The organism is Porphyrobacter sp. AAP60, from assembly GCF_001296025.1.
GTDB lineage: Bacteria > Pseudomonadota > Alphaproteobacteria > Sphingomonadales > Sphingomonadaceae > Erythrobacter.
This window is the reverse complement of sequence record NZ_LJHV01000008.1, coordinates 153018-179526: the sequence shown is the minus strand read 5'-3', so window position 1 is coordinate 179526 and position 26509 is coordinate 153018. Positions and strand designations below refer to the sequence as shown.

The window sequence follows — 26509 nt, the reverse complement described above, 5'->3', positions numbered from 1 at the left end:
CCATGAAGACCCGCGCCGCCGTCGCTTTCGCCGCCAAACAACCGCTTGAAATCGTCGAGCTTGATCTCGAAGGTCCCAAGGCTGGCGAAGTGCTGGTCGAAATCATGGCGACCGGCATTTGCCACACCGATGCCTATACGCTGGACGGGCTGGACAGCGAGGGCATCTTCCCCAGCGTGCTGGGCCATGAAGGCGCGGGCATCGTGCGCGAGGTTGGCGCAGGCGTGACCAGTGTGAAGCCCGGCGATCACGTGATCCCGCTCTACACGCCGGAATGCCGCCAGTGTAAGTCGTGCCTCAGCGGCAAGACCAACCTGTGCACCGCGATCCGCGCCACCCAGGGCAAGGGGTTGATGCCCGATGGCACGACGCGCTTCAGCTACAAAGGCCAGCCGATCTATCATTACATGGGCTGTTCGACCTTCAGCAATTTCACCGTCCTGCCCGAAATCGCAGTCGCCAAAATCCGCGAGGACGCGCCGTTCCAGAGCGCCTGCTACATCGGCTGCGGGGTGACGACCGGGGTTGGCGCGGTGACCAACACGGCCAAGGTGCAGGTGGGCGATAATGTCGTGGTGTTCGGCCTTGGCGGGATCGGCCTCAACGTGATTCAGGGTGCAAGGCTGGCGGGGGCGAACCTGATCATCGGCGTCGATATCAACCCCGACCGCGAGGAATGGGGCAAGCGCTTCGGTATGACCCATTTCCTCAACACCAAGGGCATGAGCCGCGAGGAAACCGTCGCCAAGGTGGTCGAAATGACCGATGGCGGGGCGGATTACACCTTCGATGCCACCGGCAACACCGAAGTCATGCGCACCGCGCTGGAGGCCTGCCATCGCGGCTGGGGCACCAGCATCATCATCGGCGTGGCCGAAGCGGGCAAGGAAATCGCCACCCGCCCGTTCCAGCTCGTCACCGGGCGCAACTGGCGCGGCACCGCATTCGGCGGGGCCAAGGGCCGCACCGATGTGCCCAAGATCGTCGACATGTACATGACCGGCAAGATCGAGATCGACCCGATGATCACCCACGTCATGGGCCTCGAGGAAATCAACACCGCTTTCGATCTGATGCACGAAGGCAAGTCGATCCGTTCTGTCGTGGTATTCTGATGGAGACCGTCTCGGAAAATCGCAGCCACGGCGGCACGCAGGGCGTTTATCGCCATGTGTCCGCCGCGACCGGCACCGACATGACCTTTGCGGTGTTCGTTCCCGACCATGCGCCGGGGGCCAGGCTGCCGGTGCTGTGGTATCTCTCAGGCCTCACCTGCACCCATGCCAACGTCATGGAAAAAGGCGAATACCGTGCCGCCTGCGCGCAGCATGGTGTGATCTTCGTCGCCCCCGATACTTCACCGCGCGGCGATGATGTGCCCGATGCGGCGGACGAATATGACTTCGGCAAGGGGGCCGGCTTCTACCTCGATGCCACGCAGGAACCATGGGCGCGGCATTACCGGATGCGCAGCTATATCGAAGATGAACTTCCCGCGCTGATCGCCGGAAGCTTCCCTGCCGACATGGCGCGGCAGGGCATCACCGGCCACTCGATGGGCGGCCACGGCGCGCTTACCATCGCCTTGCGCAACCCGGCCCGGTTCCGCTCGGTCAGCGCCTTTGCACCGATCTGCGCGCCTTCGCAGGTGCCATGGGGCGAAAAGGCGTTTGGTCGCTACCTCGGCGATGATCGCGCCGTGTGGGCGCAGCACGATGCGGTCGCACTGATCGAAGGCGGCGCCCGCTTGACCGGCCTGCTCGTAGATCAGGGCAGCGCCGACAATTTTCTGGACGAACAGCTGGGCACCCCGCTGCTTGCCGCCGCGTGTCAGGCTGCGGGCATTCCGGCGGATATCCGGATGCAGGAGGGTTACGATCACTCCTATTATTTCATCTCCACCTTTATGGCCGATCACATCGCATGGCACGCGGCGCGTCTGGCCTAGGCGCTGATGTGGCGGGGCCTGTGGTTAACCGTGTGGTTACACCGTAACGTTATGGCCTGAAACCATAGCGGCCTCCGGCGCCCAGGGTGAGTAATGTACGAAAGCAGGATTGCAGCCGATCATCTGACAGTCGCGGCGACTGCGGGCTTCCCGCCCGCGATTGACGCACTGGCGGATTGCAACCTGTCGGGGCACGGGTTTTTGCGCGCCGCGTGGTATCGCGCGGGCGCTGCCACGGGCGGGCGCACGCTGCTGCTTCGGCGCGGAGATGCGGAGGCGGACAGCACTGTAATCGCCGCCATTCCGACTGTGCCCTTCGGCCCCGCCTTGGCCCGTGCGCGCAAGGTGCCGGGTGCCTATTGGCCGTTCCGTTCGCCCCTGATCGCGCCTGCTTGCAACGCCTTCGACCTGGCCCATGCGCTGGAGCATCCGGCGGCCCGCACGCTTGGCCCGGTGTTGCGGGTTGGCCCGGCGCGGACCCGTGATCCGGGTGTGCAGGTGTTGATCGACGCGGCGCAGATGGCGGGATGGGCCGTGCTGGCGCGTGCCGTGGGCACAAGCTGGGTGATCGATCTGGATGCCGCCCGCGCTGCGGGATACCCGCGCACTTCGGTCGCCAAGAAATTGCGGGCTGGATGGCGCAAGCTGGAAGCGCTCGGCACGCCGCACTGGCGCCATGTGCGCGGCAACCAGTGGAGCGAAAGCGTGCTGGATGATCTTGCCCGGATCGAAGGTGAAAGCTGGATCGCCCGCTCGACCGATGGCAGCGGCGCGAAGTTCATCAACCGCGAAACGCGCGCTTTCTGGCAAGGCGTGCTTGCCGATCCGGAACTTGCCGAACGGCTTTCCGCGACCATTCTGATGCTGGATGACCGCCCGATTGCCTTCAGCTTCGATCTCGATGACGGGCCGGTGCAATACAGCATTGCAGGCAGCTATGCCGAGGATCTGGCGCGGCTCAACATCGGCAAAATCGTGAATTTCCGGGCAATGGACGATGCCATTGCCGATGGCCAGCGCGTGCTGGACATGGGGCTGGGTGACAGCGGCTACAAACGCGAAATGGGCGCGGCGGCAGGCTATGACATGGCCGATCTGCTGTTCGTGCGCAGCCGCACTGCGGCGCGCCTGCTGGCCCCGGTATGGGGCGCCGAACTGACCCCGGCCCGGCTCTTTTCCATGCCTTCATCGAAGCCCGCCCGTGGCTGAGGCCGATCCTGCCGCCACCGGCCCGTCGCTCGCCGCGCAGGTGCGCACGGCAGTGATCTGGCGTTCGGGCAGCCAGGTTCTGACCCAGATTGTATCCTGGGCTTCCACCCTGATCGTCATCCGCCTGCTGGCCCCGCAGGATTACGGCCTGTTTGCGATGGCGCAGGTCATGCTGATGCTGCTCAGCACCATGAACGGCTGGGGATTGGCGAGCGCGCTGATCCGCGAGGAGCATGTCAGCGAGGAACGCCTGCGGCAGACTTTGGGGATGCTGATCCTGCTCAACGCGGGGCTGGCGCTGGCGCAGTTCCTTGCCGCGCCGCTGGTGGCGTTGTGGTTCGATCAGCCGCTGGTGGCAGACCTGCTGCGGGTGCAATCGCTGCTTTATCTCGCCGTGCCGTTCTGCGCGCTGCCGCATGCCATGCTGAGCCGCAGCATGGATTTCCGCCGCCCGGCACAGGTGCGGCTGGTGGCGGCGGTGGCGGGCGCTGTCACCGCGCTGACAGGGGCGCTTTCGGGCTGGGGCGTGTGGACGCTGGTCGCCGCGCCGATGGTGATGCTGCTGACCGAAGCGATCGGCATGACCCGCGCCGCGCGTGCACCGATCCGCCCGATCTTCCGTTTTGCAGGCGCAGGCCATATCGCCGGTTTCGGAGGGGTGATGACGATGACCCAGCTGTTCTGGTTCGTGCAGAGCCAGGCCGATGTGGTGATCGCGGGCCGCGTGCTCGATCCGCATACGCTGGGGGTTTACACCACCGGGCTGTTCCTTGCGCAATTGCTCGCTGCCAAGTTTGTGCCGCCGATCAACGAAGTCGCCTATGCCGCCTATTCGCGCCAGCAGGGAACCGGGCCCGAACCGTTGCTGGCCACGATCCGGCTGGTGATGCTGATAGCGATGCCCGCCTATGCCGGGATCGCCGTGGTCGCGCCGGTGCTGGTGCCCGTGCTGCTGGGTGACAAGTGGCTTGAGATCGTCCCGCTGCTGCCGATCCTGGCGGGCGCGATGGCGATGATGACATTGCAGATCCTGTTTGCCCCCGCCACCAACGCGCGCGGGGTGCCTTGGGCGGCCTTGCGGATTGCGATGATCGGCAGCGTGATCATGCCCACAGCCTTTCTGATCGGATCGCAATTCGGCGTGAACGGATTTGCGTGGGGTTGGGTTGGCGGAATGGCAATGTTGACCATGGCCACCGTTACCTTGTCGGGCCGGATCGTAGGGCTGCGCCTTGCCGGATTGGCGAGCGCGGTAACGCCGCCGCTGGCCGCTGCCTTGGTGATGGCGGCGGGGGTCGCGGGGGTGCTTTCGCTTATGCCTGCTGGCCTGTCACCACTGCTGGGGCTGGTGAGCGCCGTTGTGCTGGGCGTGGCACTGTATGGCGGGCTGTTGCACTTGATCGCCCCTTCGCGGATTGCCGAAGCGCTGCATTTCATCCGCTACCGCGCCGAGGCCGATCCCGTTGCCGCTCCGGCGGAATAGGCCCTGTCAAAACCGTGCGATTGACACCTGCGGCCCGATCCGGTTGGGCAGCGGGATGATTGCGACCCGTCCTGCCCCCGTCACCCGCACACACCACATCAATGGTATAGACCTTGCCGTGCACCACTGGGCCGCACCCGAGGGCAGCACTGCTGCGCCGCTGGTGTTCGCCCATGCCACCGGGTTTCACGGACGGGTGTTCGATGCCATCATCGAAAGCTTCCCCAGTCACCACGCCTTCGCCATCGACCTGCGCGGGCATGGGCAATCGGGCGGAGGGCCGATCGACGATTGGCGGCTGGTTTCCAGCGATGTCGCTGACTTCCTTGCGCAAACCGGGATTACCGGCGCGGTCGGCATCGGCCATTCGATGGGGGCGCACACGCTGTTGCAGGTGGCCGCCGATCACCCACAGGCCTTTGCCCGGCTGGTCTTGTTCGATCCCGTGATCCTTGCGCCGGAATATTACACCGCGCCGGAAACGATCTTCACCGCCGACAATCCGCACCCCGCAATCCGCCGCAAACGCGATTTTGCATCTCCTGAAGCGATGATGGAACGGTTCGCCAGCCGCGATCCCTACAACCTGTTCGACGCCCGCGTTTTTGCCGATTACTGCCGTTTCGGCCTTGTCCCCGCCGCATCGGGTGAGGGCATGGAACTGGCCTGTTCGCCCGAGGTTGAGGCGAGCGTCTATGCCTCAAGCCGCAGCAATGGCGCGCTGCTGGATGCGGCCCGCCGCGTCGAAATGCCCGTGCTGGTGGTGCGCGCCAAGCAAACCGATCTTCAGGATTTCAAAAGCTCGCCGACCTGGCCCGAGCTGGCTTCGATCCTGCCGCAGGGCACGGACTTGCACCGGCCCGATCGCACCCATTTCCACCCGCTGGAAGATCCGGCCGATGCCGCCCGGATCATTGGCGAATGGCTGGGCTGAAACCCCCTGCGATCAATGTTTCACGTGAAACATTGGCCGAAAGCTAACCGGCGGCGGCCAATAGATCCCTGATATCGCTTTGTATTTCGGAAAGTGCCTGAGCATCGGGTTGTAGGATACTGGCCCCCGCCCGCCCTGCCAGCCCGCCATAGAACGCCTTGAGACTGGCGCTGAGCGGGTGGGCCGGGGCGACCGATTGGGCCAGCCACAACAGGATGCTTTGCGCACGGGCAAGCGGATGGCTGGGCACAGGCAAGCCCCGGTCTAGCGCGGCCAAGGCGGTGCCTAGCGCGCCTGCCGCTTCTTCCAGACAGATGCGGGTGAGATCGCCGCTGCCCGATGCCTCGATCCGCGCATCGAGTTCGACCCGGCGATAGGCGGCGGCAGGATTGCGGGCGAGCATCAGCATGGCGTCTGTCTTTTAACGATCATCGGAAGACCATGCGGCGACCTGCGCACGCAGGAAGTTGAGCGTCGATTGCGAAGCGGCCACGCGCCGTTCGCTGGCGGCAAACTGTCTGGTCAACCTTTCGCGTAACCCCTCCTGCTGCTCGGCAATCGCGCTCAGGCGTTCGTCCGCGCTGGCAAGCTGGGTTTCGAACCGCCGCAGCGATCCGCCCAGCGATCCGGGATCGGAGATCAGGCTGTTTTCACGGGCGAAGCGATCGACCGTGGCGAACACGCCCGAGGGGCCGATGGTGAACATCGCCGCCACCGCATCGGCATTGTTATCAAGCGCCTGGTTGAGCCGCGCCGTATCCAGCCGGAAGGTGCCTTCGCGGGTGATGGCAAGGCCCAGATCGCCCAGCGTGCGCGGCGCGCCGCCGGCGGCATTGGGCATCACGATCTGCCCGGCCAATCCGGCCAGATCGCGGCGCAATTCGCGCGCCCCCGGATCATTGCCCAGTTCCCCGCCCACTGGCGCGGCGAGCGTGGCAAGCTGGCCGACGATATCATTCATCGCGGCGACGAAATCATTCATCAGGCCCGACACCGCTTCGGTGTTGCTGGTAAAGGCAAGGCTGGTGGCTGCGCCGGTGTTCGTGCCTGTCAGCGTCAGACCGAAACCGCCTGGCAGGCCGGTCACGCGGTTGGTGGGGCTGGTGCGTTCCACCGTATCGAGCAGATAGACCGCATCCTTCGCGGTGTTGCGCAACTCGCCCGCATCGCTTGCCGGTTCCCAGCCGAGATAGGCCAGATCGCCCGCCACCGTGCCGCCGCCTGCACCTGCCGCTTCGAGCACGAAACCGCTGGCCGCGCCTTCGGCGCCTTTCAGCACCAGTTGCGCACCATTCGGCCCTTCGGCGACATAGGCGCTGATCGTCCCGCCGCCGGCCTGCGTGATCTTGCCCGCGACGCTCGCCAGCGTGTCTTCGGCGGTCACTTCGATATTCAGCGGCGCGCGCGCTGCATCGCCGTTGAAGCTGGCACCGTCAACCGTGCCGAACCGCACGGTCAACGTGCCTGCGCCTGCCAGCGCATCACGGCTGGCATAGTTTCTGGAAACCAGCGTCTGCCCTTCGGCCAACTGTCGCACTTCCAGATTGAAATTGCCGCGCGGCGTAAGGCCGGCGGGCACATTCACCCGCGCCACGGCAGGATTGCCGATCTCCGCACGCGGCGCCAGATCGCCGTTGCGAATCCGGTCGCCCAGCGCGCTGGCAAGACTTGTGATCGATCCGCGCAGCTGGGCAGCGGCGGAAATCTGCGCTTCCAGCCGTTCGCGCCGGGAAGTGACCGATTGGCGCTGCGCGGCAAAGCTGGCGTCCGAAATGTCGCCCGCCAGCTTGATGAAATCCACGCCGCTGCCTGCGCCAAGGGCCGAAATGATTGATGAACCGCTGGTTTCCATGCCTGTCAGAACGGGCGCTGGCGGCGGAGTTTAAGCGCGGTTTTCCGGCCTGCCGTCACCATCGAACCGCAGTTCGGAGGGCACTTCGATCACCGGGCGGCGGGGGTTTGCCCCGCGTTTCAGCGCCAGCACGAAAGCCACCAGCGCGGCGATGGCGACATATAATTCCTCGCGCACCATCTGGTTGGGTTTGGTGGTGAAATAGACCGCGCGGGCAAGCTGCGGATATTCCAACAAGGGAAGACCGGTTTCGCCCGCGATTTCGCGCATGGCGAGCGCAACGTCGCCGCGCCCGCGTGCCAGCACCACAGGCGCAGGCGCCAGCGCGGGATCATATGTCAGCGCGACCGCGAAATGCAGCGGGTTCACGATCACGAACTGCGCTTCCTGCATCGCCTTGGCCACACCGCCGCGCGCCAGATCGCGCTGGCGCTGGCGGCGGGCGGATTTCATTTCGGGCGAGCCTTCTGACTGCTTGTGTTCATCACGCAGGTCTTGCAGGCTCATCTTCAGCCGCTTGCCGCGCTGGAAACGTTGCAGCGGGTAATCGATCCCCGCGATCACCAGCAGGCCCAGCAGCAGCGCGCCGACCAGCGAGGTGAAGGCGTCCACGGCAAAGCCCAGCTGCGCCTCCAGCGGGCTGGCCCCCAGCACCAGCAAGGCGGGCAGGCGGCCAGTGGCCCACCACCACGCGATGCCGCCCAGCAGCGCCAGTTTCAGCAGCCCCTTGCCCAGTTCGATCAAACCTTGCCAGCCAAGGATGCGCTTCAGCCCGGACAGCGGATTGATGCGCGATCCCTTGAAGGCCATGTTGCCGGGGTTGAAGCGCCCCTCGCCCAGCAGCAATTGCGAAGCGATGGTGAATGTGGCGACGATCAGTCCCAGCGCCATGATCGGCGGAAGGGCAGCCAGCGCAGCATTGCCGATCACCGCGCCGGGGGCAAAGCCATCCAGCGCAGCACGATCAAAGCTGAAGCCCGCACGGGCGACCTGCGCCAACCCGTCGTTCAGCCAGCCGCCGAGCGCCATCAGCGCCAGCGCGCCGGTGCCGGTACCGACCAGCGTGGCGACTTCCTTGGAGCGCAACACATCGCCGTTTTTGGCGGCATCGGATTTGCGCTTTTCGGTGGGGTCGAAGGTCTTTTCGCCCGGAGTTTCTTCAGCCATTTACGGCGTCTCCGGTGCGATCAGGCCGGCGGAATGATCGAGCGCGGTTTCGAGCACGCCGCGCAGCTGCCCGGTCATCACCGGCATGGCGATGATCAGCGCGGCAATCCCGGCCAGCACGCCTGCGGGCAGGCCGAGCGCGAACAGGTTGAGCGCGGGGGCAGAACGCGCGATCAGGCCCGTCACCACCTGCACCAGCAGCAGCACCAGCACCACCGGCAGCGCAATCGCTGCGGCTGTGGCAAGGCCATACCCCATGAACATCACGACACTTTGCGCCTGCCACGCGCCAAACCCGCCGCTGCCCGCAGGCAGCAGGCGATAGGATTCGACCAGCAATTCATACCACAGCAGATGCGCGCCGATGGCGTAGAACAGCAGGCTGAGGACAATGCCGAAAAACGTGCCCAGCGCGCCCGATTGCGCGCCGCTGCTGGGATCGATCGAGGTGGCAATGGCAAGGCCCATCGTGCCCGAAATCTGCTCGGCCGCGATCAGGGGGATCGCAAAGGCGAGTTGCAGGACAAAGCCCAGCGCCGTGCCCACCAGCACTTCGTGCAGCACGGCGAGCACCGCGGCAAAACTCAGCATTTCGGGCAAGGCTGCAACCGGCACCCAGACAGCGATGAAATAGCCGAAGGTGATGCTCAGCAGGATGCGCACCGGCGCGGGCACGGCCATGCCTCCCACCATCGGTGCAGCCATGAAGGCGGCTCCGCAGCGGATCGACAGGAAGAATATCTGCCACAGCTGCGCCTCGATAGAGCCGAGGCCGGGATCGAGGGCGTTCACGGCGTCACGCCGCCATATCCGCGACCTGCGCCATGATCTCGCGGGTGAAATCGGCGAGCAGGCCCATCATCGCAGCGCCCAGCACCACGAACACCAGCGCGGTGATGGCAAGTTTGGGGATGAAGGACAGCGTCTGTTCGTTGACCGATGTGGCGGCCTGGATGATGCCGACAACAAGACCCACCACCAATGCTGCAATCAGCACCGGCCCGGCGATCAGCGCGGTCACCCACAGCGTCTGGTCGGCCAGCGCGAGAAGGGCAGCATCTTCCTGCATGTCAGGCGAAGCTCCCCACTAGGAAAAGCTAAGGGCCAAGCTGCCCATCAGCAGCGCCCAGCCATCGACCAGCACGAACAGCAACAGCTTGAACGGCAGCGAGATGATGGTGGGGCTGAGCATCATCATGCCAAGGCTCATCAGCACACTGGCGACCACCAGATCGATGACGAGGAAGGGCAGAAAGATCATGAAACCGATCTGGAATGCGGTTTCCAATTCGCTGGTGACAAAGGCGGGCAACAGGATCGAAAAGGGCACGTCCTTGCCACTGGCGAATGTGCCGCCGCCTGCAATATCGGTGAACATCATCAGGTTGCTCTCGCGCGTCTGGCGCAGCATGAAGCTGTGGAACGCCTCTCCCGCCTGTATGATCGCGGCATCGGCGCCGATGGTTCCGGCGGCATAGGGGGCAATCGCGTTCGCGTTCACCAGATCCAGCGTCGGCGCCATCACAAACAGGCTGAGGAACAGCGCAAGGCCCGCCAGCACCTGCCCCGGCGGGGAGCCTTGCAGACCGAGCGCCTGCCGCAGGATCGCCAGCACCACCAGAATGCGCAGGAAGCTGGTCATCATCAGCACCAGCGATGGCAGGATGGTGAGCAGGCCCATCACCACCAGCAGCTGCAACGACATGCTCAGCGGCGTGTCCTCGCCGGCCCCCTGATCGCCCAATGCGCGCTCGATCGCAGAGCCGACCCCGGCCGCGACCGGATCGGGCGCGGTGATGGGCGCGGCGGCAGAAGCTATCTGCGGGGCGCAAAACATGGTTAACGCGATCAGGCACACCAGTGCCGTTCGCAGCGTAAAGACGCTTCGCATCATTCGCTCTCCGTCAGGCCGGTCGCGGGGGCTTCACCCAGACGGACAAGTCCGTGGCGGGTGCAGCCCAGCAGGATTTCGCGGTCATGGAAACGCACCACGGCCAGCTTCATGCCGGGGGCGACCATGCTGGTTTCGATCAGATGCAGATGCCGCGCGCCAGCGGCACCGGGTGCGCCGTGCAGGCGGGTTTGCAGCCAGCGGGTCAGCCACAGGCTCCCCCAGATCAGCCCGCCCAGCAGCGGCAGCAGCAGCGCAAGCCGCAGGAGGTATTCAAGCATCGCCCCGCGCCCCGGTTACGCGGCGTCGCCAGCGCCGACGGCCGGTTCGGCAACTGCGGCGGCAAGATCAGCGGCGGGCGGCATATTCTGCCCGTCTTCACCGATCAGGCTGACGATCCGCAGGGCAAAGCGGCCCTTTTCGGCCACCACTTCGCCGCGCGCGATCACACGGCCATTGGCGGTGACATCGAGCAGTTCGTCCGTCAGCCGGTCCAGCGCGACCGTGCTGCCTTCGCCCAGCATCAGCACATCGCGCAGCGGCATTTCGGTGCGGCCCAGTTCAACCGAAAGGCGCACGGCAACATCGCCGAAACGGTGAAAGGCAGCTGGTTGGAAAGCAGTCATTACGCGACACCTTCTGAAGGGGTGGGAAAACGGGTCAGGCGGATCGCCATGTGATCTTCACTGGTGCCGACAGCGCCGTGCGCGATCAGCGTTTCGCCCGCCATCAGCGGCACCTGACGGCCCATGGCGAGCGGGATGGTATCGCCCGCTTTCAGGCTTTGCAGCCGGGTCAGCGACAGATCGAATTCGGCCAGCACCACATGCAGCGGCAGCGGCACAGCGGCAAAGGGCGCGGCCAATGGGCTGGCGGCGGCCCGGCCAGAAAGCGGGCGGGCTGGCCTGCCGGAACCGGGCAACAGCCGGTCCATCCGTTCGGCTGCAACGGCAAGGCTGGCGCGCCATTCGCAGCCAGCGGGGTTGGCGATGGACAATGTGAACACCACGCAGGCAGCGTCCAGTGCGAAAGGTTTCAGCCGCGCCGCGCTTTCACTGCGCACGATCACTTCACCGCCCGCGATGACGCCGGAAGTCGGCGGCGTGTCGCCATAACTGACGGTGGTAATCGCCCCGGCGATCATCGCCGCCGCTTCATCCACCAGCAGCGCGGCAGAGCGCGGCAATTGTTCGGGCGCGGTTCCGGCAGGCTTGCCATCGCCGCCGAAGGAACGATCGGTCAAGGCCAGCGCAGTGGCAAAATCGAAGCTGAGCAGCGCGGTTTCTCCGCTTGCGCCCACCCGCAGCAGGCTGTTGGCGGCAACCATCCCGATCCGCCGCAGCGCATCCGCGCCGTTCAGCGCTTCGGGTTCGGACACGCTGACTTCCAGCCGGTCTCCTGCCAGCAATGGTGACAGATCATCGGCCAGCGTACGGGCCAGATCGCGCCGCCATGCGGCCAGCATTTCAGCGCGCTCTTCAGGGCGCGGGCCGCGCGCCAGGCTATGGGCGGTCAGTTCGGCGCAATGCTGCGCGGCGGCGCGCACGGGCGCGAAATCGTGGGAAACCCTCATTGAACGATGAACCCGCGGAAGTGCACGGCATCAACGCCGCCGAAGCCTTCGTTTTCCTCCAGCACATCATTGATCGCCTTGGTCAGCCGCTTGCCCAGGCGTTCCTTGCCCGTGACATCATAGACCTCGGCTTCGGGGGTTGCGGCCAGCTGCGTGAGAATGGCCGAACGGATCGCCAGCTCGTGGTTCTGCACCCATTGCAGCACCCGGCCATCGCGGCGGGTGGAAACGGCCAGTTCCATCTGCACCAGCCCCGGCGAATCCGCGAGGTTGGAGGTGAAGCTTTCCTCGAACGAATAATAGGCGGTGCGATACTTGCTGCCACCTTCGCCATAGACCGGCGGGGCGGCATCCTTTTTCTTTTCGGCACCGGGCAGGGGATAGGCTTCTTCATCGCCCTTCATCACCAGCTTGGGGGTGTCGACTTCGGCTTTCGCATGATCGCCGCCGAAAACGCCCATGGCGAAAGCGCCATAGGCACCGCCCGCGCCAAGGCCCAGCAGCAGCACCGCGCCGAGGACGATCTTGATCATCCCGCCCTTGCCGGACTTGCCGCCGCCTTCTGCGTCCTTTTCAGCTTTGTCCTTGGTCTTGGACATGCGTACTCACCTTCCCTGTTCGCTTCTTGCCCCCGGCCGCAGCCGCTTCAGGCGAAAACGCCGCGCTGCTGCGGATCGGGCCGTTCTGCATCCGCCGCGCCGGTCCTGCCTGCCACCGTATCGGTGGTGTTGGCCTGACGCTGGCTTTGCGGGTGGGACGAACCGCCCTGATCACGAGCCTGTGATTGCCCCAGGTATGGTTGAGACGATCCTTGCCCCCCGTTAGGGGAAGCCCCGTAGCGTGCGTCCCCTGACCCATTTTGAGCCGTGCCATTCTGGCCCGTATTGGTTGCGGCGCTGTCAGACGCGGCGGCCACGGCGCGGTCTGCCAAGGCCGCGTGGATCGCGGGGACAAAGCCGGGATCGCGGCTGGCCAGCACCGCGCGCCAGCCTTCGGTGCCGGTGGTCTCCAGCCGCAGCGAGACGAAGCCGAAATCGGCGTGGCGCACAGTCATTTCGGGGCGCGCGGCGCGCAGGGCTTCACGGATCTCGCCCACGGCGGCGATGGTGCTTTCCTGATTGACGCCAGGGCTGCGCGGTTCGATCCGCTCGGTCGCGGGGGCGAGGGGGGCAGATGCCGGTGCGGCGGCGAGTGCGGCAGGGGCCGGGGCTGGCTGGCTGGCCGGTGCGGCGGACGCGGAACCGGGGCCGGGGGCCGGGGCGGCCTCAGCCTCACCCGCAAGCACCGCGGATGCGGCAGCGGGGCCAGAGGCCGGAACCGGATCGAACGGCAGATCGGGCGAAACCGTTGCTTCGGGCATGGCGGCCAATGCGGCGCTGACCGGGGTGCTGGCGGGGGGCCGCACAGCGACGCGGGGCGCAATCGCAGAGGCAGGGGCGGGCGCTGGCGCGGGCTGCACCGCCGCAGCCACTGCGGCGATGACCGTGGCGGCGGGCGTTCCGGTATCCGGCGCGGCGGCAAGCGGTTCTGCCGCGGGTTCGGCAACAGGTTCTTGCAGCTGCGTGCCAGCCTCGTCCTGCGGGGGATCGACAGGTTCGGCAGCAGCCACAGGGTTCGCCGCCTCCGGCGCTTCGGTTTCAGGGGGGATCACCGCCGCGGTCTGGACTGGCAGCGGATTGGCCCCAGTCTCAGACAGCGTCTCAGGCAAAGTCTCAGGCAGAGTCTCGGCCAGCGTCTCGGGCAGGGCTTCGGCGACCGGCGCAAACTGGCCCGCGAAGGGCAGCGGCTTCACCTCCGCCGCCGAACCGGCCTTGGGCGGCAAGCTGGTGCCGCTATCCGGCAAGATCCTGCCGGTGGGCACGATATGGGGCGGGGCCACAGTGGCGGGAGGCGTCGTGACAGGCACCAGCGTCGTGGTCTCGGGCATGGCGGCGTGCAGCAGGCCTGCAAAATCAAGGCCACCGCCGCCCTCTGCGGGCCCGGCTTCTCCGCGCAACGCCGCACCCGGCTGTGCAGGCAGACCGGGTGCGGGCGCGCCGGGGGGCGGGGGGAGATCGGGAAGCGTCGGGATCATCGGCAAGTCCTCGAAAGAAAGGGGCTGGTCAGGTCTCGCGTTTGCTTTGCAACTTGCGTGCCATTGTGCTGGCCTCATGTGCAGCCTCGCGCCGCGCCTTGGCTGCATCCAGCGCGGCGCGGGCTTCGTCCTGCCGTTCGGCGAGACGTTTGGCGCGGCTTTCGATCCGGGCGAGGGTTTCGGCCTGCCACTCGCTTTGGCGTGCAGCGTCCCTGGCGGCATCGCTGGCAGTGGTGGCCAACTGCGCCAGACTGGCGGTGAAGGCAGCGCGGCCCATCAGCGCCGCGCCGGTGGTATCGCCCGGCGCAGGCGCGCTGGAGCCGACCAGTGCGCGGCTGCGGGCGGCCAGAGCCTGGCTGCGCGCTTCGGCCTCGATCGCTTCGGACAGCCCGCGCAAGGCCTGCTTGCGCGCCGCGTCTGCGATCATGCTCTGGCGCTGGATCAGGGCGAGGCGGCGGGCCTCAACCATGCTGTGGGTCCATCAGTTGCAGCAGCGCTGCATGGCTGGCGGACAGCGCTTCAGCCGCGCCGCGCCCCTGTGTCAGAAAGGCATCGATCACGCCTGACAGCGCTAGCGCTTCATCCAGCAGCGGATCGCTGCCGGCACGGTAAGCACCCATCAGCACCAGATCGCGGTTATCCTCGCGCGCGGCGATCAGGGCGCGCAGGCGGCGCGATGCGGCGGCAATATCGCGCGGCACCAGATCATCCATCACCCGGCTCAGCGATGCGGGCACGTCAATCGCCGGGTAATGCCCGCGCTGCGCCAGCGCACGGCTGAGCACGATGTGCCCGTCCAGAATGGCGCGGGCGGTATCGACCACCGGATCATTGCCATCATCGCCGTCTGCCAGCACGGTGTAGATTCCCGTCACCGCCCCGCCGGTGCGCGCCGAATTGCCTGCACGCTCGACCAGACGGGTAACGGCTGCCAGCGCGGATGGCGGATAGCCCCGCGCTGCGCCCGGTTCCCCCAGCACCAGCGCCAATTCGCGTGCGGCGTGGGCAACGCGGGTCAGGCTGTCGAGGATCAGCAGCACCCGCTTGCCCTGACTGCGAAAATATTCCGCAATAGCGCTGGCATATTGCGCCGCGCGCAGCCGCAGGTTGGGTGCGTGATCGGCGGGGACGGCGACCACCACGATGCCGCCCCGCCGATGCCCCGCCATGTGGCGGGAAACGAAATCCGAAACTTCGCGGGCGCGCTCGCCAATCAGCGCCACCACGGTCACATCAGCCACCGCGTGGCCCGCGATGGTATCGACCAGCACCGATTTGCCGACGCCCGATCCGGCCATGATGCCGAGCCTTTGGCCGACGCCCATGGTGGCCAGCGCATTGATCGCCCGCACCCCGCAATCGAAGGGCACGTGCACGCTCGCCCGCTCCAGCGCCGCTTCGCGCTGTCCGGCGAGCGGCCATGCCTGTTTCAGATCGAGCCTTGGCCCGCCATCAATCGGATCGCCCAGCGCATCGACCGCGCGGCCCAGCAGGCCCGGCCCGACCCGCACCTCGCCCGGATTGCCAAGGGCGCGCACCCGCGCCTGCGGACGCAGCAGCATCGCATCGCCCAGCAGCATCATCAGCGAATGTCCGGCGCGAAAGCCGATCACCTCGGCAAGGCATTCCTCGCCCGCATCATTTTCGATTGCGCCCAGTGATCCCACCGGCAGCGGCAGGCCGGCAACCTCGATCAACCCGCCATCGCAGGCGACCACGCGCCCGGTCAGAACCGGGCCGGATTCGACCGTGGCCGCACGCATCCGCGCCAGATCGAGCTGCAATTCCCCGATCATCCGCGCACCGCCGCTGCAATCGCACGGCGCCATTCGGCCGGGCCATCGCTGACCGCGCCATCCGGCCCTTCGATCAGCACCGTCCCGCGCTCCAGCGCCGCATCCGCAGCCACCTTCCAGCCGCCCAGCGCCGCTGCATCCAGCAGTGCAAGGTCTTCAGGGTGGCAATGCAGCGTCAGGCTTTCCGCAGCTCCGCCGATCCGCTGCGCCGCCGCATGGCAGCGCGCCAGCAAGGTATCGCGATCCAGCGCGCATCCGGCCAGCGCCGCATCGCACAGCGCGATCACGGTAGCGGCCAGATCATCGGCCAGCACACCTTGCGCCGTTTCATCAAGCGACCGCAGGGCGAGCCGCAGCGCACGCTGGCGGGTGGCGGCAGCATCTGCCTCGGCCTCGGCCATGGCGCGCCCTGCCGCCAGCCCTTCGGCATAGGCGCGGGCGAGGGCGTCTTCTGCCGGATCGGGCAAATCGGGCTCCGGTTGCGCGATGGACGCGGGCTTCGCCTCGGCCATGCCGAAGGGCATCGTCTCGCTGAAGGCGGTCGGCCCTTCCAGCAACGCCAGCCAGCCGGGTTGCGGACGGGGGGCGGAAGGGGGCGGGGCGTCCATCACGCCCAGCCACTCAGACGAATTCGCCACTACCGCTTCCGATCACGATTTCGCCTGAATCCGCAAGGCCGCGGGCAATTTCGACGATGGTCTTCTGCGCCGCTGCCACTTCGCTCTTGGCCAGGCGGCCGCGCAGTTCGATCTCGTCGCGCACGCCGTCGGCCGCACGGCTCGACATGGCGGCGAAGAAGGGGGCACGGTCGGCTTCGGGAAGACCCTTGAGCGCGTCGACCAGCTTCTCGTTGTCGACATCGCGCAGCAGGCGGCCCATCGACATGGGATCGAGCGCGAACAGCATTTCGAAGGTGAACAATTCCTCCTCGATCCGCTCCGCCAAGGGGGCATCGCGGCTGGCGATGGTGGGCAAGACGGTGTGGCGCAATTCGCCTGCCGCCAGATTGATCAGGTTGGCTGCTTCACGCGGGCCGCCCAGCGTCAGCGCGGCGGTGCCGAAGGTGGCACTGATCCGCTGGGTCAGCAGAGTATCGATGGTGGCAATCGCCTGGGCTGATATCGCCCCGGCGCGCGCCACCCGTTCAACCACCTGCGATTGCAGATCCAGTGGCAGCATGGCGAGGATTTCCGCTGCCGGTTCGGGTTCGATCAGCAGCAGCAGCGCGGCGATCACCTGCGGGTGTTCGTCAAGGATCAGCTTCACCAGCACTGTCGGCGCCAGCCAGCGCGCCATTTCCAGGCTGCGCGGCGCGGCATCGGGTTCGATCCGCGCCATCATGCTTTCCGCCCGCGCCGGGCCAAGCGCCTTGTCGAGCAGGCTTCGCACCCGGTCGGTGCGCCCGCGCTGCGGCAGGATTTCGCGTGCGGCCTCGCCGGTGAAATCGGCCAGCGCTTCGGCCATGCGCGGCTGATCGATCTCGCCCAGCGCCATCATCGCTGCGCCCAGCTTTTCCAGCTCGTCCGGCCCAAGGCGGGAAAGCAGGCTGGTCGCCTCGTCATCGCCCAGCAGCATCAGGAACACTGCCGCCCGGTCAACCCGGCTCAGCAGCGAGTCGGCGGCAGCGCCGCCTGCGCCTGCATCTTCGGCTTCGGTCAGATCGGCGGCGAGGCTCATGATGCGCGCGCCCCCGACACATGATTGTCCGGGCCTTCCAGCAGCATTCGCTGCAAGGCTTCCACGGCGCGTTCGGGCTGGCTGGTCGCCAGACGCCGGGCAAGATCGACCTGTTGCGGCAGATCACCAAGCGATGCGCCATTGCCGTCGCGGCCGATTGCCATGCCGGCTTGTTCGCCGCCATCCGCCTCTGCGTTTTCCGGCACCGCATCTGCCGCGAGCGGTGCAGGATCACTCTTGCCCTTCAGTTTGGCGATCAGCGGGCGCACCGCCAGCAGCAGCACCAGCAGCACCGCCAGCAGCATCGCGCCATAACGCACGAGCATCGCAAACCACGGTTGTTCGTAAAAGGCGGGCGGCGCGAGATCGGCGGGTTCGAACTTGCTCGCCACCACCTCGATCTGGTCACCGCGCTGCACATTGGCGCCCACGGCAGCGCTGACGAGCGCTTCCAATTGCGCCGCTGTCATCGGGGCGGCTTTCTTGAGCGCGGCATCGCTGATCGCGACCGCCACCGAAAGCTTCTTCAGCCCGCCGGGCCGCGCCGTGGTGACAGCAACTTCGCGCCCGAGTTCATAGCTGCGCTGGGTCGCGGTTTCGGTGTCGGTCGGCCCGGTCCCTGCTGCAGCAGCAGCAGGCTGCGGCGGGCCATCGACCAGCTCGGCCTGCGGCGGCGGGGTGTTGGCGGTTACCCCCGGCACCCCGCCCGCAGGCGCTGCGCCGGTGCGGCTGGCGTTGCGTTCGCTTTCATTGCGGACAACGCCTTCCTTTTCATAGGTCTCGCGCGCGGATGTCACCTCGGTCTGATCGAGTTCGACCTGCACCTGCGCTGAAAAATTGCCTTCGCCCAGCAAGGGCAAAAGCAGGCTGTCCACCTGTTCGCGCAGCTTGGCTTCATGTTCGCGTTGCAGCAGCAGGCCATCGGCGCGATCTTGACGCGGGTCGGATAGCAGGCGGCCGTTCTGGTCAACCACCCGCACCGCATCGGCGCTTAGGCCCGGCACCGATCCGGCGACAAGGTTGACGATTGCATCGACCTGGGATTGCGAAAGGCTGCGCCCGCTGACCAGCCGCACCATCACCGAAGCCGAAGGCGCGTTGTTTTCGCGCACGAACACCGATCGTTCGGGCGTGGCGAGATGGACGCGGACGGATTCGATCCCGTCGATTTCGCGGATGGTCAGGGTCAGTTCGCGCTCGCGTGCCAGCCGCAGGCGTTCGCCTTCCAGCGTGCGCGACGTGCCCAGCGGCATCGCATCGAGCATGGCAGACGCGTCTTCGGGTGCGGCGATCCCGGCATCGCTGGCAACCAGCATCTTCGCGCGGTAGATATCGTCCTCCGCCACGGAAATCGCGCCGGTGCCATTGTCGATGGCATAGCCAATCCCGCCAGCCTCCAGCGTGGCAACCACCTTGGCGCGTTCGGCATCGGTGAGGCTGGAATAGAGCAGCCGGTCAGGCCCGCCCGCCATGCTCATCCACAAAGCGCCGGCTGCTGCCAGCGCGCCGACACCCGCCAGCGCGGGCAAGGCGCGTGACAGGGCGGGCTGGGCGATGAAATCCGCTGCCGCAGGTGGCAACATGGTGCGCCAGCTGGTGGGCGCAGGAACAGGCATGGCCGCGCCGGTCGCGGGCACCGGAAGGGAAACGTCAGCCATCTATCAGCCCCCCATCCGCATGATATCTTGATAGGCGTTCAGCAGCTTGTTGCGGACCTGCAAGGTCGCCTCGAAAGCCACGCCCGCTTCCTGCCGCGCCAGCATCACCTGCGCGATATCGGTCACCTGCCCGCGTTCATAGGCAACCTGCATGTCGCCCGAATGCTGCTGCACCGCATTGACCTGCCGCAGCGCGGAATTGAGCGTATCGGCAAAACCTGCACCGGGTGCCTGAACAGGGGCCTGGGCGGGCGCAAAACCCTGACCAGCTTCGCTTGCGGCGCGCACTTCGCGCAGGGCATTGCTGCGTTCGAGCACTGCCGAACGCAGCGCCATCACGTCCTGCACCCCTGTCATCGGACGCAGGCCGTTCATGCCGCACCTGCTGCGGCAAGCATTCCGGCCCCGCGCATCGAGGCGAGGCGGTACCGCAAGGTGCGTTCCGAAATGCCGAGGCTGCGTGCGGTTGCGGCGCGGTTGCCGCTGTTGTTGGCGAGAGTTTCAAGGATCGCCCGCGCTTCAGAGGCAAAAGCCACGTCCGACAGCGAACGGGTTTTGGCGGCCTGCAAGGAGGCGTAAGCGGCGGCGGCGGGAATTGCCGCACCATTATCGGTTGCGGGGCGCACCGCTGTGTCGAAGACGATGTGTTCGGGCGCAATCACGCTCGCCCCGTCGGCCAGCAGGATTGCGCGGCGGATGACATTTTCCAGCTCGCGTACATTGCCGGGCCACGGATGCGCTTCCAGCAAGCTCAATGCCTCGCGCGCAATCCATCCGGGGCAGCCTGCTGCGGCCGCGTGGCGCAGCAGCATCCCGAAGGCGAGCGGGGCGATATCGCCGGGCCGGTCCCGCAGTGCGGGCAGCGTCATGGGGAATACATTGAGGCGGTAAAGCAGATCCTCGCGGAAGCGCCCGGCTTCAACCTCTGCAGCAAGATGCCGGTTGGTGGCTGCGACCACCCGCACATCGACCGTGACCGGCTTTGTCGCGCCCAGCGGCAGGATCTCGCCTTCCTGCAATGCGCGCAGCAGCTTGGCCTGCAACGCCAGCGGCAGTTCGCCGATCTCGTCGAGCAGCAGCGTGCCCTTGTCGGCAGCGCGGAACAGGCCTTCGCCTGCTTCGGCAGCCCCGGTAAAGGCGCCCTTCTTGTGGCCAAACAGCAGCGCTTCCAGCATCGCTTCGGGCATGGCGGCGCAATTGACTGCCACAAACGGGCCATCGGCACGAGGGGAAAGCCGGTGGACGAACTGCGCCATCACTTCCTTGCCGGTGCCGGTCGGCCCTTCGAGCAGGACGGGAATCTCGCTCGCCGCAATACGTTCGGCCAGAGTCAGCAGTGCAAGGGTCTGCGGATCGCCTGCAATCGGCCAGCCGCCCTGCGCCGAAGCGGCAATCAATGCCGGGCGCGCATCGCCGGGGGCGGCCGGATCATACCGCAAGGCAACCCGCTGCGCCGCCGCCAGCGCCAGCGACGGGGCGGTATCATGCGCCAGATCGATTGCGACCATGCCATTGCGCGCCAGCCCCGCTGCCAGCGCGGGCCGGATCGCCTCGCCCAGCACAATGCGATCGCGCTGCCAGGTTCCGCCCATCAGCGGAACGGTCATCCCGATCAGCGCTTCGTGGCCGCTATCGCAAGTGGCAGCGGTGGTGGTCGCTGTGAGTGTCATGATTGCCCCTGACTTTGTGTTACCGGCAATCCAATGCCGCCTGCACGTTGCACATGTGGCAAATTTAAGCCCCCGTAGCTTCCCCTATGCCGGGATCAGGGCAAACCCCTATCCAGCGGCGCGGCAAGACAGCGCGCCTTTAGGCAGCCCAAAACAAACACATGATTCAGAAGGATTATTTTTCTCGCTTAAACATCCCGCACGGCAGCCGCTCTATTGGCCAGCAGCGACGGGCCAGTTCGTCCTGCCTGACCATTCAGGAGTTTCGATAATGAGCGTGATCAACACCAATATCTCGGCGCTGCGCGCCACCAACGCCGGCGTTCAGGCCAACAACATGCTTGGTACCGCGATGGAGCGTCTTTCGACCGGCAAGCGGATCAACTCGGCCAAGGACGATGCCGCCGGTCTGGCCATCGCCACCTCGATGACCTCGCAGGTGCGCGGTATGAGCCAGGGCGTTCGCAACGCCAACGACGGCATTTCCATGGCGCAAACGGCAGAAGGCGCGCTGAACGAAGTCACCAACATGCTGCAGCGCCAGCGCGAATTGACCGTTCAGGCATCGAACGGCACCTATTCTTCCGACGACCTTGCCGCCATCGGTGCGGAAATGACCACTCTGAACACGCAGATCACTGCGGTTCTGACCAACACCGAGTTCAACGGCCAGAAACTGTTCGACGGCACGGCCGGTGCAGCGGGCGATGGCTCGGTAAGGGTGCAGGCTGGCGCGAATGCGGCCGATGATGTCACGCTCGATCTGTCGACGGACCTCACTTCGGATGCCGATCTGGCTGCCGCAGCAGCGGTAGACGTGACGGGTCTGGCTGGCGACGGCAGCGAATTGGCGCTGTTCGATGATGCCATCAAGGTGATCTCGACCACCCGGGCCAATCTGGGTGCTTCGCAGAACCAGCTGGAATCGGCGATCAACAACCTCAACAACAACATCACCAACCTGTCGGACGCCCGTTCGCGGATCGAAGACACCGATTATTCGCAGGAAACCACCGCGCTCGCCAAGGCCCAGATCCTTGGTCAGGCATCCACCGCGATGCTGGCGCAGGCCAACCAGTCGCAGCAGAACGTGCTGTCGCTGCTGCGTTAATCCCTCAACCCCGCGCCCGCCCCTCTCCCCTGGGGGCAGGCAGGCAAGCAAGCCCGGAGCCGCAAGGTTCCGGGCTTTTTGTTGTGAGGTTTCGGAGAAAGGCAGTTTTCCCGCCTGCCCGGACAAAAGCGGCCACGTATTCGTGGGGCCGGGAACCGCTGCAATCGGAACTTTCCGTCCATTCGGCCTTAGATGTTCAACGGCATAGTTCGCAACTCGCCGCTTGCCCTGATCTCCCACTGCCTCCACAAGCGTCCGCGAAATGATCGGGAGAAAGTGATTGCTGTTCCACACAATGGTAGGCTCCAACGACATCGAGCGGTCGCGGCAGTTCTACAACGCGGTTCTGGGTGTTCTGGGAATGCCAGAACCGATGAACAATATTGCCGGAAGCGGGCATATGCGCCTATTCTACCCTAACCCGGGCGGAACAAACTTCATCGTCACTCAGCCGATCAACGATGAACCGGCGACCGTGGCGAACGGGGCTACGGTTGCTTTCTCGTGCAATTCGCCCGAACAGGTTCAGCAATTTCATGATGTGGCCGTCGCCAACGGCGGAACGTCAATCGAAGACGCTCCCGGCCCGCGGGAGTCTGCGATGGGAACGATCCACCTGACCTACGTGCGCGACCCTGATGGTAACAAGCTGTGCGGAATTCACATCCCCGGATAGGCTTTTTCAACTCGTCCCCAGCCTGCATCGCCGGGGCAGTGACCGGTGGGGAGCGGCCTTTCCGCTCTCCACCCATCTTCCGCCACCCACACACCATCCCACGATGCCCGAAAGCCGCTATCGCCGGGCTAGGCCCAATCGCCCAGCAGGGGGGTGAATTCGTCCACCCGGATCGCCTGCCACACGCCGCCAGTAAGGTAGGGATCATCCGCCAGTATGGCCCGCGCTGCCGCTTCGTCGGCGGCTTTCACGATCAGCAGCGATCCGATGATCAGCCCGTCAGACCGTTTCAACGGGCCGACGATCACGAAATGATCGGCGTTGGCGTGGACGAAATCGAGATGCGCCGGGCGGTGGATCGCCCGCAGCCGTCCGCCATCCTCTCCGTCGCGGCAGTGGAAGCAGAACATGCGCATGTGAATGATCCCCCGGTTTGCGCAGCAGGCTAACCGCCCGTGCCGAAGCGATCAAGCAGGCCTGTTGCAAACACTGAACTTGAAGCGAAGCCCTGCGGGGTTCAGAGGCCGAGTATCCCTCCCGAATCGTTTCAGGTGAAACCACATATGGCTGACGTTGCCGCGACCTTCCCCCAGCTTGACCGCGCCGATCTGCGCCGTGCCTACCGGCAGGAGGAGGAAGCCTGCATCATCGAACGGCTGGAACAGGCCGCCCCTGCCGCGCGGGTCCACACGGAGGCCGCCCGCCTTGCGATTGATCTGATCAACGGCGCCCGCGCCCACAAGGCCAGCGGGATCGACGCCTTCCTGCAGCAATACGGGCTTGATACCGAAGAAGGCATCGCGCTGATGTGCCTGGCCGAAGCCCTGCTGCGCGTGCCCGATGCCGCCACCGCCGATGCGCTGATCAAGGACAAGATCGGTTCTATCGAATGGAGCGATCATCTGGGAAGCAGCAGTTCCACCTTCGTCAACGCCGCGACGTTTTCGTTGATGCTGACCGGCGAAGTGCTCGATTCGCCCGATGCCCGGCAACGCGGCATGGGCGGGGTGCTGAAGCGCGCGATGAACCGGCTGGGCGAACCGGTGATCCGCACGGCAACCGCGCAGGCGATGAAGATCCTTGGCGGGCAGTTCGTGTTCGGCCGCACCATCGAAGAAGCGCTGAAACGCGCCGCGCCCGAACGTGCGCAGGGCATCACCCACAGTTTCGACATGCTGGGCGAAGCGGCGATGACCTTTGCCGATGCCGAGAAATACCGCCAGAGTTACGATGCCGCGCTGACCCGGTTGGCGCGCGAAGCGGGGGCGGGGGTGATCGGATCGCCCGGCATTTCGGTGAAACTGTCGGCGCTCCACCCCAAATACACGTTTTTCCACGCCGATCAGGCGCGGGCCGATATGGTGCCGGTGATCCGTGCGCTGGCGATGCGCGCCCGCGATGCCGATATCCATTTCACCATCGATGCCGAAGAGGCCGAACGGCTTGAACTCAGCATGGACATCATCGAGGAACTGGTCGCCGATGACGATCTGTTCCGCCGTCCCGATGGCAGCCGCTGGGAAGGCTTCGGCCTTGCGATCCAGGCCTACCAGAAACGCGGCGTGGCGGTATGCGACTGGGCGGGGAAACTCGCCCGCAGGCATGGGCGCAAATTGTTCGTGCGGCTGGTGAAGGGCGCTTACTGGGACAGCGAAGTGAAGCTGGCGCAGGTGGGCGGATACAGCGATTATCCGGTGTTCACCCGCAAGGTGGCAACCGATGTCAGTTACCTCGCCTGCGCGGCCCGCTTGTTCGAACACAGCGATGTGATCTTCCCGGCCTTTGCCACGCACAACGCCTATACGATCGGCGCGATCAAGGCGATGAGCGGGGGCCAACCGGCCTCAAGCAGCGAAGCGGTAGGCCAACCAAAACGCTTCGAATTCCAGCGTCTGCACGGCATGGGCGAGGAAGTTTACGAGGCGCTGCGCCGGATGGAAGGCAACAACCCCACCCCGGTGCGGATCTATGCGCCGGTGGGCGGCCACAAGGAATTGCTGGCCTATCTGGTGCGCCGTCTGCTGGAAAACGGCGCCAACACCAGCTTCGTCAACCGCATGGGCGATGCCGATACCGCGCCTGAAGAACTGGTGGGCGATCCGGTGGCGGAACTCGCGGCGCTCAGCCCGCGCCGCAATCCGGCGATCCCGCTGCCGGGTGCGATTTTCGGGAAGCGCAAGAACAGCGCCGGGATCGACCTTTCCGATCCGCTGGTGCGCGAACCGCTGATGGCGCAGCTTGCGAAACTGGACAATGTCCACTGGCGTGCCAAGCCGACCTTCCCCGCCGCCGCGGCGGGCGAAATCGCGCCGATCACCATGCCGCATGATCTGGCAAGCGTCGTCGGCACCCGCCATGATGCCACTGCCGAGGAGGTTGAAGCCGCCTTCACCCGCGCCGCCGCGATCCAGCCCGGCTGGGACGCGCTGGGCGGGGAAGCACGGGCGCTGCTACTGGAAGAAGCCGCCGATCTGTTCGAGGCGCATACGGCCGAATTCCTCAGCCTGTGCCAGCGCGAAGCGGGCAAGACGCTGCTCGATAGCGTGCTCGAACTGCGCGAGGCGGTCGATTTCCTGCGTTATTACGCGGCCGAGGCGCGGCGCCAGTTTGCCGAGCCCACGATTCTGCCGGGGCCGACAGGGGAGGAGAACTCGCTCTCGCTGCACGGACGCGGGGTGTTTGCCACGATTTCCCCGTGGAACTTCCCGCTGGCAATTTTCATCGGCATGGCTTCGGCCGCACTGGCAGCGGGCAATGCCGTGATTGCCAAGCCGGCCGAACAGACGCCGCTGATTGCCGCCTTGGCGGTAAAACTGTGCCACGAAGCGGGCATTCCGCCCGAAGCGTTCCAGATTCTGCCCGGCGCGGGGCAGGTAGGCCAGTTGATCGTTGCCGATCCGCGGCTGGCCGGGGTCGCCTTCACCGGATCGACCGAAACTGCGCAGGCGATCAACCGTACGCTCGCCAATCGCGACGGGCCGATTGCCACGCTGATCGCCGAAACGGGCGGGCAGAACGCGATGATCGTCGACAGTTCGGCGCTGCCCGAACAGGTGGTGCGCGATGTGATGGGAAGCGCCTTTCAAAGCGCGGGCCAGCGCTGTTCGGCCCTGCGCGTGCTCTATCTGCAGGATGATATTGCCGATCACATGCTGGCGATGATCCAGGGCGGGTTCGAAGCGCTCAATATCGGCGATCCGGTGCGTCTTTCGACCGATATCGGCCCGGTGATCGATCCCGATGCGCAGGCGCGGCTGGAACGCCACGTGGCGCGCTGCATCGCCAGCGAGCGCAACGTTACCCGCCTGCCGCTGCCGCCGGGGGTGGAGCAGGGCTGCTTTGTCGCCCCCACCATCGTCGAAATCGGATCGATCCGCGATATTGCGCGCGAACATTTCGGCCCGATCCTGCACGTTGCGCGCTTCCGTGCGGGCGAGCTGGGCAAGGTGGTGGACGATATCAACGCCACCGGCTTCGGCCTTACGCTGGGCCTGCACAGCCGCATCGCGGAAACGCGGCGGTTTGTGCAAACCCGCGCAAGGGTCGGCAATTTCTACGTCAACCGCAACCAGATCGGTGCGGTGGTGGAAAGCCAGCCGTTCGGCGGCGAGGGCCTGTCGGGCACCGGGCCGAAGGCGGGCGGGCCGCATTACCTTGCGCGCTTCGCGACCGAGCGGGTGATGACGATCGACACCACGGCGGCAGGCGGCAACGCCAGCCTGCTGGCGGCGGGATAGACTTCTGCGGGGCCGGGTGAGGGGTAGGCGGGGGCGCTGATCCCCCCTATCTT

The 26509-nt window shown here is 65.9% G+C and carries 27 protein-coding genes; 8 read left to right on the top strand and 19 right to left on the bottom strand.

Annotated features, from left to right (window positions below; all coding sequences use genetic code 11):
* The first annotated feature begins 2 nt into the window (after positions 1-2).
* From IP79_RS06800 to IP79_RS06780, 5 genes are all read left to right on the top strand, one after another.
* Positions 3-1115: an S-(hydroxymethyl)glutathione dehydrogenase/class III alcohol dehydrogenase gene (locus IP79_RS06800; RefSeq protein WP_054118517.1), complete on the top strand. Its 1113-nt coding sequence runs from the start codon at positions 3-5 to the stop codon at positions 1113-1115.
* Positions 1115-1948 (top strand): S-formylglutathione hydrolase, encoded by an 834-nt coding sequence (gene fghA / locus IP79_RS06795; RefSeq protein ID WP_082337066.1) that lies wholly within the window; start codon positions 1115-1117, stop codon positions 1946-1948. The genes IP79_RS06800 and fghA overlap by 1 nt, the downstream gene beginning before the upstream one ends.
* Before the next feature lie 93 nt (positions 1949-2041).
* Entirely contained in the window at positions 2042-3157 is a 1116-nt protein-coding gene (locus IP79_RS06790) for a GNAT family N-acetyltransferase (RefSeq protein ID WP_054118516.1), read from the top strand.
* Positions 3150-4640, top strand: coding sequence for a lipopolysaccharide biosynthesis protein (locus IP79_RS06785; RefSeq protein WP_054118515.1), 1491 nt, complete (start codon positions 3150-3152; stop codon positions 4638-4640). The genes IP79_RS06790 and IP79_RS06785 overlap by 8 nt, the downstream gene beginning before the upstream one ends.
* Before the next feature lie 55 nt (positions 4641-4695).
* The gene (locus IP79_RS06780) at positions 4696-5574 is read left to right on the top strand and encodes an alpha/beta fold hydrolase (RefSeq protein ID WP_054118514.1); all 879 of its coding nucleotides are present in this window, start codon (positions 4696-4698) and stop codon (positions 5572-5574) included.
* Positions 5575-5617: 43 nt separating this feature from the next.
* Here IP79_RS06780 and IP79_RS06775 read toward each other — a convergent pair whose 3' ends face one another.
* The 18 genes from IP79_RS06775 to IP79_RS06690 are packed head-to-tail and all read right to left on the bottom strand — an operon-like array spanning position 5618 to position 20932.
* The gene (locus IP79_RS06775) at positions 5618-5983 is read right to left on the bottom strand and encodes a hypothetical protein (RefSeq protein ID WP_054118513.1); all 366 of its coding nucleotides are present in this window, start codon (positions 5981-5983) and stop codon (positions 5618-5620) included.
* A 12-nt stretch (positions 5984-5995) separates the two neighbouring features.
* Positions 5996-7426, bottom strand: a complete 1431-nt coding sequence (gene fliD, locus IP79_RS06770; protein ID WP_054118512.1) for a flagellar filament capping protein FliD — start codon at positions 7424-7426, stop codon at positions 5996-5998.
* Positions 7427-7456: 30 nt separating this feature from the next.
* Complete coding sequence (locus IP79_RS06765; RefSeq protein WP_054118511.1) at positions 7457-8593, bottom strand: EscU/YscU/HrcU family type III secretion system export apparatus switch protein; 1137 nt, start codon at positions 8591-8593, stop codon at positions 7457-7459.
* Entirely contained in the window at positions 8594-9385 is a 792-nt protein-coding gene (locus tag IP79_RS06760) for a flagellar biosynthetic protein FliR (protein ID WP_054118510.1), read from the bottom strand.
* A gap of 4 nt (positions 9386-9389) precedes the next feature.
* Positions 9390-9662: a flagellar biosynthesis protein FliQ gene (gene fliQ, locus IP79_RS06755; RefSeq protein WP_054118509.1), complete on the bottom strand. Its 273-nt coding sequence runs from the start codon at positions 9660-9662 to the stop codon at positions 9390-9392.
* 18 nt (positions 9663-9680) lie between these two features.
* Positions 9681-10484 carry a flagellar type III secretion system pore protein FliP gene (gene fliP / locus IP79_RS06750; RefSeq protein WP_082337065.1) on the bottom strand — a complete coding sequence of 268 codons (804 nt, stop codon included), beginning with the start codon at positions 10482-10484 and terminating at the stop codon, positions 9681-9683.
* Entirely contained in the window at positions 10484-10765 is a 282-nt protein-coding gene (locus IP79_RS06745; RefSeq protein ID WP_054118508.1) for a flagellar biosynthetic protein FliO, read from the bottom strand. The genes fliP and IP79_RS06745 overlap by 1 nt, the downstream gene beginning before the upstream one ends.
* A gap of 15 nt (positions 10766-10780) precedes the next feature.
* Positions 10781-11110, bottom strand: coding sequence for a FliM/FliN family flagellar motor switch protein (locus tag IP79_RS06740; protein ID WP_054118507.1), 330 nt, complete (start codon positions 11108-11110; stop codon positions 10781-10783).
* Positions 11110-12057 (bottom strand): flagellar motor switch protein FliM, encoded by a 948-nt coding sequence (locus IP79_RS06735; protein ID WP_054118506.1) that lies wholly within the window; start codon positions 12055-12057, stop codon positions 11110-11112. Before IP79_RS06735 ends, IP79_RS06740 begins: the two co-directional genes overlap by 1 nt.
* Entirely contained in the window at positions 12054-12656 is a 603-nt protein-coding gene (locus tag IP79_RS06730; RefSeq protein ID WP_054118505.1) for a flagellar basal body-associated FliL family protein, read from the bottom strand. Before IP79_RS06730 ends, IP79_RS06735 begins: the two co-directional genes overlap by 4 nt.
* 47 nt (positions 12657-12703) lie before the next feature.
* Positions 12704-14131, bottom strand: a complete 1428-nt coding sequence (locus IP79_RS06725; RefSeq protein ID WP_054118504.1) for a hypothetical protein — start codon at positions 14129-14131, stop codon at positions 12704-12706.
* Positions 14132-14159: 28 nt separating this feature from the next.
* Positions 14160-14600, bottom strand: a complete 441-nt coding sequence (locus tag IP79_RS06720; RefSeq protein WP_054118503.1) for a hypothetical protein — start codon at positions 14598-14600, stop codon at positions 14160-14162.
* On the bottom strand, positions 14593-15927 hold the full coding sequence (locus IP79_RS06715) for a FliI/YscN family ATPase (RefSeq protein ID WP_054118956.1): 1335 nt from the start codon (positions 15925-15927) through the stop codon (positions 14593-14595). Before IP79_RS06715 ends, IP79_RS06720 begins: the two co-directional genes overlap by 8 nt.
* A complete protein-coding gene (locus IP79_RS06710; RefSeq protein ID WP_156318164.1) occupies positions 15924-16565 on the bottom strand; it encodes a FliH/SctL family protein in 642 nt (213 codons plus the stop codon). The genes IP79_RS06715 and IP79_RS06710 overlap by 4 nt, the downstream gene beginning before the upstream one ends.
* Entirely contained in the window at positions 16549-17604 is a 1056-nt protein-coding gene (gene fliG, locus IP79_RS06705) for a flagellar motor switch protein FliG (RefSeq protein WP_082337064.1), read from the bottom strand. Before fliG ends, IP79_RS06710 begins: the two co-directional genes overlap by 17 nt.
* Positions 17601-19262 (bottom strand): flagellar basal-body MS-ring/collar protein FliF, encoded by a 1662-nt coding sequence (gene fliF, locus IP79_RS06700; protein ID WP_054118501.1) that lies wholly within the window; start codon positions 19260-19262, stop codon positions 17601-17603. Before fliF ends, fliG begins: the two co-directional genes overlap by 4 nt.
* A 3-nt stretch (positions 19263-19265) precedes the next feature.
* Positions 19266-19637, bottom strand: a complete 372-nt coding sequence (gene fliE / locus IP79_RS06695; RefSeq protein WP_054118500.1) for a flagellar hook-basal body complex protein FliE — start codon at positions 19635-19637, stop codon at positions 19266-19268.
* Positions 19634-20932, bottom strand: coding sequence for a sigma-54 interaction domain-containing protein (locus tag IP79_RS06690; RefSeq protein WP_054118499.1), 1299 nt, complete (start codon positions 20930-20932; stop codon positions 19634-19636). The genes fliE and IP79_RS06690 overlap by 4 nt, the downstream gene beginning before the upstream one ends.
* A gap of 271 nt (positions 20933-21203) precedes the next feature.
* Between IP79_RS06690 and IP79_RS06685 the strand changes: the two genes are divergently transcribed.
* Together IP79_RS06685 and IP79_RS06680 are read left to right on the top strand one after the other, a co-directional pair.
* Complete coding sequence (locus IP79_RS06685) at positions 21204-22043, top strand: flagellin (RefSeq protein WP_054118498.1); 840 nt, start codon at positions 21204-21206, stop codon at positions 22041-22043.
* A gap of 280 nt (positions 22044-22323) precedes the next feature.
* Complete coding sequence (locus IP79_RS06680) at positions 22324-22719, top strand: VOC family protein (protein WP_054118497.1); 396 nt, start codon at positions 22324-22326, stop codon at positions 22717-22719.
* 128 nt (positions 22720-22847) lie between these two features.
* Here the strand turns inward: IP79_RS06680 and IP79_RS06675 are convergent, their stop codons facing one another.
* Entirely contained in the window at positions 22848-23135 is a 288-nt protein-coding gene (locus IP79_RS06675) for a YciI family protein (RefSeq protein ID WP_233994113.1), read from the bottom strand.
* 147 nt (positions 23136-23282) lie between these two features.
* Between IP79_RS06675 and putA the strand changes: the two genes are divergently transcribed.
* On the top strand, positions 23283-26456 hold the full coding sequence (gene putA, locus IP79_RS06670) for a bifunctional proline dehydrogenase/L-glutamate gamma-semialdehyde dehydrogenase PutA (protein ID WP_054118496.1): 3174 nt from the start codon (positions 23283-23285) through the stop codon (positions 26454-26456).
* Positions 26457-26509: the final 53 nt, after the last annotated feature.